Source organism: Arcticibacter eurypsychrophilus, from assembly GCF_001730525.1.
GTDB classification, from domain to species: domain Bacteria; phylum Bacteroidota; class Bacteroidia; order Sphingobacteriales; family Sphingobacteriaceae; genus Arcticibacter; species Arcticibacter eurypsychrophilus.
This window is the reverse complement of record NZ_MDFN01000005.1, coordinates 1-12,171: the sequence shown is the minus strand read 5'-3', so window position 1 is coordinate 12,171 and position 12,171 is coordinate 1. Positions and strand designations below refer to the sequence as shown.

Sequence of the window (12,171 nt, the reverse complement as noted above, 5' to 3'; positions counted from 1 at the left end):
TGTTAGATTAGTTTATCCGGTGTAATTGGTAAGTGACGGATCCGCTTTCCTGTGGCATTGAAAATAGCATTGGCCACAGCGGCTGCGACGCCCACAATACCAACCTCGCCAATACCTTTTATGCCCATCTTATTCGGGATAATATCATTTTCCCGGATAAAAATGGTCTCCATATCACCAATATCAAGATTTGCAGGAACATGGTAATCAGCAAGAGAACGGGTGATGAAATTACCCCAGCGCGGGTCGATGATAGACTCTTCGGTAAGGGCCATACCTATTCCCCAAATGTTTCCACCTATAATCTGAGACCTTGCGGTTTTTGGATTTAAGATTTTACCTGCTGCGGTGACAGCGAGAAACCGCTTAACTGTTGTCATTCCAGTTGAGCGGTTTACCCATACTTCGGCAAAGTTGGCATTGAAGCTATGTGCAGAATAGGCATCTGCTCCTTCAGGAGACTTCGCGTCCATTCTTGTTTGAAAGGCGTCTATTCCTTCAGACAGCATGAGCTGAGCGGCAGTTGGCCGGACAAAAAACTGTTTTCCTGATTTTGCCAACAACTCATTCGTGATTTTTTCGCAAGCTTCATTCACTGCATTTGCATAACTGGCTGCGCCAACCGAGCCAACAGAACCTGCAGCTGGGGGTAAATCGGAATCGCCTATGGTAACTTGAACCTGACTGATGGGCAGACCTAATCCATCAGCTGCCGTTTGGGTCAGAATGGTATAGGTACCTGTACCCAGATCCGCTGCTGCCTGTTCCACAATAGCCTTCACTTTGTTTCCTGTTCTTATCAGCTTAATGATGGCAGAGCTATCGCGCTGTCTGGCAGGATAAGTTCCACAAGCTACACCATAACCAATAAGATAATCACCTAGCTGCGTTACTCCCGGTTGGGCACTCCGTTTATCCCAACCAAAGGCTTTGGCACCTTCTTTAAGGCATTCTACTAGTTTGCGTGATGACCAGGGTTTACCGTTTGAAGGATCTTTTGCGGGTTCATTTTTTAGTCTAAAATCAATAGGATCCATTTTTAGCTTAAAAGCAAGTTCATCGATTGCTGATTCTAATGCAAAGCTTCCGGTAGATTTTCCAGGGCCACGGGTGTATGTAGGGATAATGATGTTCATGGGTATCACACGATAGCTGATCAGTGAATTCGGAACCTCATACATAACCTTTGAACAATCGCCACAAGGCTCAACAAATTCATCGTTTATTGCGCAATGCGTGGTTGTTTGGTGTGCAAGGGCCAACAGCTTTCCATCTTTGTCGGCCGCAAGCCTGATTCTTTGGTCGTTATGCTGGCGCAACCCTACTGAATTAAACATTTGTTGTCTGCTCAACGCAAGATGAACTGGCCGGCTTATCATTTTTGCAGCAACTGCGGCAAGCACTAAGTTGGCCCATTGTCCTCCTTTAGATCCGAAACCTCCTCCAATATGAGGGGATACAATACGTACATTTTCCGACTTGATATTTAACGTATTAGCAGCCGAAGACTGCGCTCCATTTATTATTTGAGAGCCATTGTAAAGCGTCACTTTTTCGCCTTCCCATACTGCTATGGTTGCATGCGGTTCCATCGGGTGGTGATGTTCGATAGGTGTTGCATACAACTCATCAATTGCAAAATCTGCCTGATTAAATACTGCGTCTACATCTCCCCTCTTTAAATCTTCATTCTTTGAAGGAACGGCATCTTTCTTTAATTTTTCAAAATCTACTTTTGCCTCGGATTTATGGTATTCAACTTTTACCAATCGGGATGCATGACGGGCCTGTTCAAAGGTTTCTGCTACCACGATACCGATATGCTGACCGTAAAATTCAATATCAGGTCCCTGTAATAATGCTCCACCGCGCAATCCACCTTTTTCATTAAGTTTGGGTGCATTTAGATGCGTAATGACAGATAAAACTCCGGGAACTTTTAAAGCTTCAGTTGAGTCTATTTTAGTGATAGTTCCTGCAGCAATAGTGCTTTTAAACAAATAGGCATAAGCCATATTCTTCACCGGATAATCGGTGGCATAAGTTGCTTTTCCTGTTACTTTCAGGAGCCCGTCGATCCGATCTACAGGCGTTCCGGTTAATTTATTTGCTTCCATTATTCATTGCCATATCAAGCGCACGGACAATTGCCCGCTTACCCAGTTCAACTTTAAATCTGTTATACTCTAAAGGTTTTGCCTGATTCATTTCAGCTTCTGCAGCTGCTTGAAAATTGGCTTCTGTGGCTTCCTTTCCTTTTAGCAATTCCTCGGCCCTGAGCGCACGCCAGGGTTTATGGGCCACACCACCTAAAGCAATTTTCGCCTGCACGATATTGTTGCCATTGAGTTCGAGACCTGCCGCTACAGATACCAGTGCGAAAGCATAAGAGGCACGGTCGCGCACTTTGAGGTAATATGAATGACTTGCAAACTTATTTGGAGGTAGCTCTATGGCTGTGATTAGTTCGCCGGGCAGCAAATTGTTGTCCTTTTCAGGGTTCTCTCCCGGTAAACGGTGGAAATCAGTAAAAGCGATACGCCGCTGTTGGCCCTTTGAATTTGCAACCTGAACTGTTGCATCTAATACTGCCAGTGCAACAGCCATATCTGATGGATAAACAGCAATGCATTTTGATGACCATCCGAAAATGGCGTGCATCCGGTTAATGCCTTCCATAGCGCCGCAACCTGACCCAGGCACACGTTTGTTGCAAGGCATATCCACATCATAAAAATACGGGCAACGGGTTCTTTGCATTAAATTTCCCCCATTGGTTGCCATGTTTCTGATTTGCGCTGAAGCACCTGCAAGGATAGCCTGGGTAAGTAATGGATGGTTGAGACGAATAAGTTCATGATTGGCAGTTTCCGTATTGTTGGAAAGCGCTCCTAAAGATACACCGCCTTTATTGGGTCCCTCAGTAATCATTTTTATGTCTGCTACTTTCAAAAAGGTGATATCAAGCAGCTCATCCGGCCGTTCAACATCCTCTTTCATCAAATCTAAGATATTGGTACCTCCAGCAAGGAACTTCGCGTTTGAATGCGTGCTAACAAGTTGTGTTGCTGATTGAACTGTATTTACATGGGTGTACTTAAATGGCCTCATGATACTATTTTATATGGTGTACCTGTATATTAACCTGCGAAATTCCACTTCTGCTCTACTGATTTGCCCGATTGAACTTCACGTATTGCGGCTACAATATTGGGGTAGGCACCGCAACGGCAAATGTTTCCAGACATACGTTCTCTGATCTCATTTTCGGACAGCTGAAGAGGCTTTTTGGGGACATTTACCTGATCGGTAACGTAGCTAACTTCGCCATTTTTAGCTTCAGCTAATAACGCGACCGCCGAACAAATCTGTCCCGGTGTACAATAGCCACACTGAAAGCTGTCATGTTTGATAAATGCAGCCTGTATCGGATGAAGATCAGTGCCATTAGCAATTCCTTCAATCGTGGTTACTGACTTGCCTTCGCAACTGGCAGCTAAGGTGAGACAAGATAAGATCCGCTTTCCATCCACGATCATGGTACAAGCGCCACACTGGCCATGATCACACCCTTTCTTTGCACCCGTCAACTCCATTCTTTCCCTAACAGTATCCAAAAGAGTCATTCGGGAATCAACCAATAAATTTTTATTAAATCCATTCACCTTAAAAGATACTCTAACTCCATTTTCAACTTGTGCAGTTGTTAATTCGTTTAAACTAGGTTGCGCCAATGGTCTCGCCAATAGCTGCTCTGCACCTAGAAGATGTGAGGCCAATACGCCAGTCCCCGCTATACTGATGAGTTTAAGAAAGTGTCTTCTACTAAAACCTGTATCCATGATCTCTTTAAGATCTTCGGGCATGAGATCCTTAAACAATTTCTTTTCGTCTTCTGTCAAGTCTGGATTTTCATTTTCTTGATTCATCGAATTAGTTTAGACTACATCATTAAATTAAGGACTTATTAGCTAATTAAATCAACAATATAAAAATTAATCAGTTTGTATTAAGAAGATTACATTGCCTGATGGGCTTCATCTTAGATCAATGTAATTTTAGTCCAAAACTTCGGCATCTCATATAGTAAACCAGAATGTTGCTCCCTTGCTTATCGTGCTTTTAAACCCCATTTCACCAACATCCTTTTTAACGATTTTAGAAAAAATATACAATATCAGTCCTAAGCCTTAATATTTGTTTTTATTGGTATTGGTACGATAAAATCGGCCAGATAGATAAGCTAAACTTTCTTCCTCGATACCTTTAAAATTAAGTAATATGTTTTATCATGTTCAGAATTTGATCAACCAGATTCATCAGCAGCAAATACACTTCAAGAAGGACTAGGCGGTCAATTTGGAGAAATGCGTACTATGATGCAATACCTTTTTCAAAGTTCCAGTTTCTGTGGGGACGGGATTCCCTACCTGGATTTGATTCAGGGTGCCGGAATTGAAGAAATAAGCCATGTGGAATTAATTACCAAAACAATTTCCAGATTATTGGATGGAGCGCCTGAAACCCTAGAGACGGTAAAGAAAAGTAGTTAAGCCATTGCTGTTTTATGCTTAAGATAGGTAAAAACCATAGGAGGCAAAGTAGACAAATGCTATTAGTAATTGTCTATTTTGCCTCCTATGGTTTTTTGTCCATTTAAATGAGCAAAAATCTGGCTTTCTACAATCATTCTAATGGGTGAATTTCCACCAGTCAAAATTGAACAACTCATCTTGTTTCCCCTTAAAAACAAAGAATATATCATGTACACCATCAATCTTTCGCAATTTAGCAGAATATGCTTTCCAGCTAGTTGCTTTCCCAGTACTTTTAATTGACAGGGAGCCGGCCAGAGGTCCATTCAGACTATCCAGACGTACTTCCATTGCTCCTCCATTAACACTCGCAATCTGTGCCTCAAAAGAAATTGCTCCTTTGCCAAAATCAGCCCCTTTGACTTTAATATAATCGCCATTGCTAATATCCGTTACATAAATGCCTCCGGTAGAACTATCCCTGACTGTTTCAACACCAGATGACCATGCAATAGTCTCAGCTTCAGTTCGAATATAAGGATTCAAGCTGGCAACTTGAGTAATCCCTTCTTCCCGCCACCAGGGCAATTCTGGAATAGTTCCATCAGCATTGTATTGAAACTCCTCCACACAGACTGAACGTCTTTCATGATGTTTGTCCGTCAGCATAAAGTTGAGTCGGTAATTAAAACCGAAAACATATGATTTCCCTTTATAATCGATAATACCCGGATGATTACCAGACGATTTACTATTTGGCCTCATAATATATCCTTTGTATTCCCAGGGTCCTTCAGGGCTGTTGCTCATTGCATAACCTATCCCTTCCGGACAACAGGTAGATGCGTATGCCATATAGTAATGACCATTTCTTTTATAAGCCCACGGTCCTTCCTGATAATGATATGGATCATCACGGTCCTTAACTTTGGCGAAAGATTTGTCTTTAATGGGTTCTCCGGTATAGGACATCATATCCTCATTAAGTTTTACATACCACAGGTTAGGATTCCCCCAGTATAAATAAGCTTGCCCGTCGTCAATAAAAACAGTCGGGTCAATGCTGTCGTACTTATCTCCAATTATGGGCTTGCCAAGAGGGTCTGTAAAAGGACCTAAAGGATTGTCGGCTACAAGCACTCCAATACCTCTTCCCTGAACCGGGCAATACAGGTAAAATTTCCCATTACGTTCAATACATTGAGGGGCCCAGGCTCCGTTGTCCATACCACCCCATCCACTTTTAGTCTTATCAGCCCACTTGAAGTTTTTTAGAGATGCAATACGACCATGGTCCGTCCAGTTTACCATATCGGTTGAGGTATAACACAACCAGTCCTTCATTCTGAATCCTCCCATGCCTACGGGCGCATCATCTTCATCATGACTTGTATAAAGAAAAACAGTATCATGATAAACAAATGGAGCAGGATCTGCGGTAAATTTGTTTTGAATAATTGGATTTTGAGCCAAACAAATGGCACATAAATTTAGGCTTATTGCCAATAAAAATAAGTTCTTCATTTTTTAAACCTCCACCAGTCAAAGTCAAAAAGCTGTCCTTCGCCCCCCTTAAAAACAAAATATACGTCGTGTATCCCGCTTATACCGGTAACACGCGAAGTCCTTGTATTCCAATTCTGTAAACCACCACTATTTTTTACCACACAAATGCCAGCGACCTTTCCGTTCAGACTGTCAAGCCTTATTTCAATCTTCCCTCCTAAGTCGACAGCGACACTTGCTTCAAACGTTTTCGCACCATTCCCAAAATCTACGTTGCGCACTTTAATGTAATCGCCATGATCTATTTCCGTCACATAAACTCCTTTAACGGGATCGCCGGCCGTTTCGACACCTACTTCCCAGGCAATGGTTTCAGCTTCCACACGCATAAAGGGATTAATACTGCCTGCAGCTTTTTTAATACCTGCAGTTGGAGCAACTTCGCGAACGGACCCGTCTGCATTAAAGCTTAACTCATCCACGCAAACAGAACGGTTAAAACCACCGCCGCCCGGTAATGCTCCATTGTGATAAAACAAGTAGGTTTTACCTTTATAGTCAACCACGCCGGGATGGTTAGTAAATGCACCTCTATTATCAATCACGGCCATCACCGTATCGCCGTAAGCCCAATGCGGATTTGAAAGACTCTGGCTTGTAGAATACGCCAGGTGCTCAGGCACGCCTCCAGCAGGATAAAAGAGATAGTAAAGTTTATTGCGTTTATAAATCCATGGGCCTTCTTCGAAAGTAGTAAATCTTTTTTCTGTACTATTTAAGGTTCCTTTGATCTGATTACTAAACCATTCTTGCTTATCAGCCGGAATTCTCTGCAACCCTGACTGCTGGTCATACGAGAGCATATCTTTATCGAGTTTTGCATACCGGAGTTCGGATGTACCCCAGGTAAGCCAAGGTTGCTTTGACTCATCCCAAATGACTGTTGGATTGATATTCCCTTTTTCAAGATCTTCAGTGATCAGTGGTTTACCAAGGACATCTTTGAAAGGGCCAATTGCTTTATCACTTACGGCGACACCTATAACTTTTCTGTTGGTAATTTTGTCGGTTGCGCTCACATACCAATAATATTTATCGTCCGTCTTACTCTTAACGGTGTGTGATTCAAGTCCATTAATTGATTTCGCCCATGCAAATGTGTTGTTTGCATTTAAGATCCGAAGTTTGAAGCCCTCCTCCGTTAAAGAAACTTTTACAGGACCCGCGCTTGGATCATAGGAAACCATATCACTATTGAGCTTAACATAGTACAAATGAGGGTTGCCCCAATATAGATAAGCCTGTCCATCGTCATCAATAAACACGGATGGATCTATGTACCCCCAACCGCCTGAAATAAGCGGCTTTCCAATGGCATCCTTAAAAGGGCCTGTTGGTTTGTCGGATACGGCAACACCAATAGCCATTCCATGGGAATTTTTATCATTTGCGCAAACATACCAGTAGAACTTTCCGTTCCGTTCGATACATTGAGAAGCCCAGGCGTCTTTCTCCGCCCATTTGAAAGTTTCAAGCGATAATGGACTGCCACGATCAACCCAGTTAACCATATCGGTTGTTGAATATGCATGCCAATCTTTCATCGTAAACCAGGTTGAATTTTCTTCGTCATGCCCGGTATATAGAAACAAAGTGTCTTTATATACCAGTGCGGCCGGGTCGGTAGTATAAATGGTTTGAATAATTGGATTTTGTGCATTTACCTTCCCCGCACCTATTATGGTCGTTAAAAAAAGCAACATCACGGCTTGAATTCTTACTCTTATTATATTATTCATTTGTTAGGGGCTCTGTGATTAAAAAATATTGGAGCATAAAAAAGGCATAACTTTAAAATATAATACAAGCCAAACATTATTCTGCCCTTGGTTTATTTAGTTTATACATCGGATAAAATGGGTTCTACCTTGCTCCCATTATGGATCAAATTTATCATAAAAAGGTAAAGGGAGGTAGCAGGTATGTCTAAAAAAGATGCAATAATGTGTAAAACAAATCTGAAGCATACGAATCGGGAATACGCAGTTTGTGAATGCGGAAACTAAGCATCCAGTTATCTAGTTCAGTCAGCATGTAACGACGATTAGATGATTCTTCTAGAAACCTACTCTCAAAGGCATAGAAAAAGCCCTTTTCTTTTGGAAAAGGGCTTTTAAATCGAACCAATCAAAGGATTCAACATCAAATTTCAATGCTCCATACTGCCAATTTCTTAACAGTTTAGTATTCTTTCCAGGCTCTAAAGATATGGGCGTAACTGTTCATCGGCTTTCTCAAGGTTAGCCGCACGCTCACTTAAATCTGCTTTTTGCAACGCAGATTTCAACGCATCTATATCAAGATCCTGACAATATGAGGGAGTACCTGGTTGCTGTCTCCAAGACTCAGACAGTAAGCCGGCGTCAATTGCGTCAAAGCCTATTTTATCAATAAGTTCTAATACAGTTTGCTTTTCTTGCTCATCATTACCAGCCACTGATAAAGCAATTCGAGTTGGCGTTCCTACTGGAACAGCTTTCGATGCTAGACTTGCGGCATAAATGTTGTTAAAAGCCTTGATCACCGGATGGCCAATTACTTTAGCTACCCATTCGCTATCAGTTAATCCACCCTCAATATCAGCGATCTTGCCATCTCGAGATGGGTAGAAATTACCCGTATCAACAATGACGGCCTTAGAAGCAGCAAGAATAGATATCGGAAGGTTAACTACCGCCTTTTCAGGGACAGAAATGATGACGAGATCTTCAGCGCCTGCGGCTTCTTCTGCTGTCACTGGAGTTGCACCTGTTTCGCTAGCAACTTCACTTAAAGTTTCAGGACCTCGTGAGTTTGCAATAATAACGTGATGTCCAAGATTTTTTAGATACCGGGCAAGCGCACTACCAATATTACCAGATCCAATAATTCCTACATTCATATTTATCAATTTAAATTGCTAATTAATTTAAGCACTACTTGCAAATCTATTAAACATTAAGTATTACTTGCTTCTTCAACGTGATGTTTACTTTTAACTGATATAAGACTTTCATTGCACATTAAATACACAAGCTGGCTTGGGCAATTCGAAATTGCCCAAACGTATTATATTCATACTCCGTACAAAATAATTTCTATAATCAGCATCACGATAAAACGCAAAAGCTCATTAATTGACACTGGTTAATCCTTTGCTTTGATCTCGGCACTTGCCTCAGATAATCCAGGCGAACTAACCGTAAGATTAATATCTCCTATATTCCGGGTACTCTTTATTATAACAAGGGCACGGCCATGCCATGTTTTGCGCTGATTAGCTACATAAGGATCAACGTCTTTTAAGCTTGCATTATCAACAGCAGCAATAACGCCCGGACCTTTTAAGGTAAACAACAATTGATTATCTGCGTTTGTCTGGACATTTCCATTCTGATCGGTTATCTCAACTGTAACATACGATAAGTCTTGTCCGCTTGCCTTGATTGTTGTCCGGTCTGCAACTATTTTTATCCTAGCAGCTTTTCCTGCAGTTATTAACACCCTTGGCCCAACCTCCTTGTCTTCCTCAACACCTACTGCCCTTAGCGTCCCTGCGGTATAAGGCAATGTAAACGTTGCTTTAAATTCCTGTTCTTTAGTTGTCTGCCGCTCTCCAATGAGCTTATCATTCAGGTAAAGCCGAACTTTCGGATAACGGGAATACACTTCAACTTGAATATCTTTCCCTTCATACCCAGTCCAGGTCCAGCTTTCCCAGGTAGGCCATACCGACCACATCGTTTCTTTAATTTTACCATTAGCCGGATTTGGTTCTCTTACAGCCATATAAAGCTTTTCATGGCCATTGTACAGCATATCTCTATAGTGTGATATGGGTTTTCTCCAGCCAATCAAATCTATGTCTCCGCAATAAGCTCCATGCCATGGATAGAAATTCTTTTCCCAATGTTCTCCTTCCAGATCGCCCGGATAGTAGTAGCGGCCAATACCTGACTCGCCCAAATAGTCCATTGCTGTCCAAACGAAATCCCCTATTATATATTCATTTTCCTGTACAAGTTTCCAATTTGCAAATGCATCACGTGAATATGATTCTGTTTGGACAATGATACGGGACGGGACACGTACATGATCAGATGCCGCTCTGTGTAACTGATAATTATATCCTGCAATATCGTGTACCGCAAAGAGGGGGTCAAATATCGCCCAGTCTTTATCCCATGTAGTCATAGCCGAAGTTACCGGACGTGTGGGATCATTTTCCCGAATCAAACCAGCAAGCTTTTTGGCAGTTTCAATCGCTTCTGGCGCCTTCCTTTCAATTATTTCATTACCTGTACTCCACATAATAATTGAAGGATGATTTCTGTCACGTTGTACCATGTCCTCAACATCCTGCTGCCACCACTTATCAAAATAACTAGCGTAATCATATGGTGTCTTAGCCGTCCTCCATCCGTCAAATGACTCGTCGATCACTAAAAGTCCCAGCCTGTCGCATGCATCTAAAAATGCCTCTGATGGAGGGTTATGTGATGTTCGAACCGCATTAAAGCCAGCTGACTTCAGTAATTCCACCTTCCTGATTTCAGCTCTGTCATATGCTGCTGCACCTAAGGCTCCATTGTCATGATGTGCACAGCCTCCATTAAGAATCACTTTGCGACCATTTAGCTGGAACCCATTTTCGGTACTGAATTTCAGGCTACGGATTCCAAAAGCATTCACAACTTTATCAATAGTTTTACCTTTGCTAGTCAATTTAATTTGAGCCTGATAGAGATTAGGCGACCCGTGAGACCAAAGCAGCGGTTTATTCACTTTTATATCCTGAACAATTTCCTTTACCGCATTTGCAGGGACTTCAACCTCGACATTATCAAAGCCAGCGTTTTTATTACCGCTATCCATAAGTTGTGTTGACACTTTAAACCGCTGTGTTGACTTTTCCTCATTTTTTATGCGTGTTTTCACCTGAACAGTTGCAGTTTCTTCAGTCACATCAGGAGTCGTAATGGTTACACCCCAATGGTCAATATGTAAGGGGGCAGTTGCATTGATCCACACATGCCTGTAAATCCCAGAGCCACTATACCATCTGCTATTCTTTTGCTGCGAATTATCAACACGAACAGATATAACATTTTCTTTTCCATAAAGCAGGTAAGGCGTAAGATCATATTCAAATGAGGAATATCCATACGGACGTATGCCTAAAAGCTTACCATTAATGAAGACTTCAGCGTTCATATACGCGCCTTCGAAATATATGGAAACATGCCTGCTCTTCCAGATAGAAGGGGCGACAAACCTTTTACGGTACCATCCTGTTCCTGCCGGAAAATATCCCCCATCATTACCCATTGGATTTTTAGGATCTATCTGACCTTCTATGCTCCAGTCGTGCGGAAGATCAAGCGATCTCCAGCTTTTATCGTTAAAAGCCGTCGCACTTGCCTCCGGAAAATCTCCCTGAGCAAACTTCCAGTTGTAATCGAAAAGCTGTCGCCGCTCAGTGGTTAACGCATCCTGGGCATTGCCAATAAGATAACATACAAAGGAAAGTAGGGTAGCAACAAGTACTGAAAGACATTTAATCATAAGATAGTATAGGTTAATTTCAAATTACCAATTCTCAGATAGCAAAGTTTACTTCAACGTTGCTCGTTATGACAACTCAGGGAATTGACGGATTTGGTTATAATTGTAGCGCTAACGTTTAAACAAATATAGATAAAGTTATCTTACACTTCATTGGGTTTCCTGTTGATAAAACAGGTATAAAATCTTCTTTAAATTTCTTTTAAGCTTTTGATGGCTAGTGTCCATACAGTTGATGTAACTTTCTACAGCTCCGGCTCTTTCCATAGAATGTAACCTAAATTACCACAGCATTTTGCCACTTCAGCCTGAATTTGCTTTGAAATATCAGTAGTAATGTTTTGAATTCAATCTGGCAACTCACATTCCAAAAATGAACGTAAATAAAAAGGGCCTGTACCATTTTGTCAATGATACAGGCCCATTCCCGAACTACCAACACCAAAACACGGTGGTCTCTAATGAAGAAATTCATATCAATATATTATATCGATACATTGTTGTCCGATAAAAATAAACGGACTAA

The 12,171-nt window shown here is 41.7% G+C and carries 8 protein-coding genes and 1 pseudogene; 1 reads left to right on the top strand and 8 read right to left on the bottom strand.

Annotation, left to right across the window (positions count from 1 at the left end; translation table 11 throughout):
- Positions 1 to 2: 2 nt before the first annotated feature.
- Genes BFL47_RS03965 through BFL47_RS03955 form a run of 3 tightly spaced genes read right to left on the bottom strand, consistent with a single transcriptional unit; the run spans position 3 to position 3,929 of the window.
- A complete protein-coding gene (locus BFL47_RS03965; RefSeq protein WP_211480926.1) occupies positions 3 to 2,117 on the bottom strand; it encodes a xanthine dehydrogenase family protein molybdopterin-binding subunit in 2,115 nt (704 codons plus the stop codon).
- Positions 2,104 to 3,111 (bottom strand): FAD binding domain-containing protein, encoded by a 1,008-nt coding sequence (locus tag BFL47_RS03960; protein WP_069658513.1) that lies wholly within the window; start codon positions 3,109 to 3,111, stop codon positions 2,104 to 2,106. The genes BFL47_RS03965 and BFL47_RS03960 overlap by 14 nt, the downstream gene beginning before the upstream one ends.
- A 29-nt stretch (positions 3,112 to 3,140) precedes the next feature.
- Positions 3,141 to 3,929, bottom strand: coding sequence for a 2Fe-2S iron-sulfur cluster-binding protein (locus BFL47_RS03955; RefSeq protein ID WP_069658512.1), 789 nt, complete (start codon positions 3,927 to 3,929; stop codon positions 3,141 to 3,143).
- A 384-nt stretch (positions 3,930 to 4,313) separates the two neighbouring features.
- On the opposite strand from BFL47_RS03955, the pseudogene BFL47_RS03950 reads away from it, so the two are divergent.
- A pseudogene (locus tag BFL47_RS03950) lies at positions 4,314 to 4,553 on the top strand (manganese catalase family protein); the annotation flags it as partial.
- Between the two features lie 138 nt (positions 4,554 to 4,691).
- Here BFL47_RS03950 and BFL47_RS03945 read toward each other — a convergent pair.
- The 5 genes from BFL47_RS03945 to BFL47_RS03925 all read right to left on the bottom strand — a co-directional run bounded on the left by BFL47_RS03945 (position 4,692) and on the right by BFL47_RS03925 (position 12,120).
- Positions 4,692 to 6,059: a glycoside hydrolase family 43 protein gene (locus BFL47_RS03945; RefSeq protein ID WP_069658510.1), complete on the bottom strand. Its 1,368-nt coding sequence runs from the start codon at positions 6,057 to 6,059 to the stop codon at positions 4,692 to 4,694.
- Positions 6,056 to 7,840 carry a family 43 glycosylhydrolase gene (locus BFL47_RS03940; protein WP_069658509.1) on the bottom strand — a complete coding sequence of 595 codons (1,785 nt, stop codon included), beginning with the start codon at positions 7,838 to 7,840 and terminating at the stop codon, positions 6,056 to 6,058. The genes BFL47_RS03945 and BFL47_RS03940 overlap by 4 nt, the downstream gene beginning before the upstream one ends.
- Before the next feature lie 461 nt (positions 7,841 to 8,301).
- Complete coding sequence (locus tag BFL47_RS03935; protein ID WP_069658508.1) at positions 8,302 to 8,982, bottom strand: NADPH-dependent F420 reductase; 681 nt, start codon at positions 8,980 to 8,982, stop codon at positions 8,302 to 8,304.
- Positions 8,983 to 9,227: 245 nt separating this feature from the next.
- Positions 9,228 to 11,645, bottom strand: coding sequence for a glycoside hydrolase family 2 TIM barrel-domain containing protein (locus tag BFL47_RS03930; protein ID WP_069658507.1), 2,418 nt, complete (start codon positions 11,643 to 11,645; stop codon positions 9,228 to 9,230).
- Between the two features lie 277 nt (positions 11,646 to 11,922).
- Positions 11,923 to 12,120, bottom strand: coding sequence for a hypothetical protein (locus BFL47_RS03925; protein ID WP_069658506.1), 198 nt, complete (start codon positions 12,118 to 12,120; stop codon positions 11,923 to 11,925).
- Positions 12,121 to 12,171: the final 51 nt, after the last annotated feature.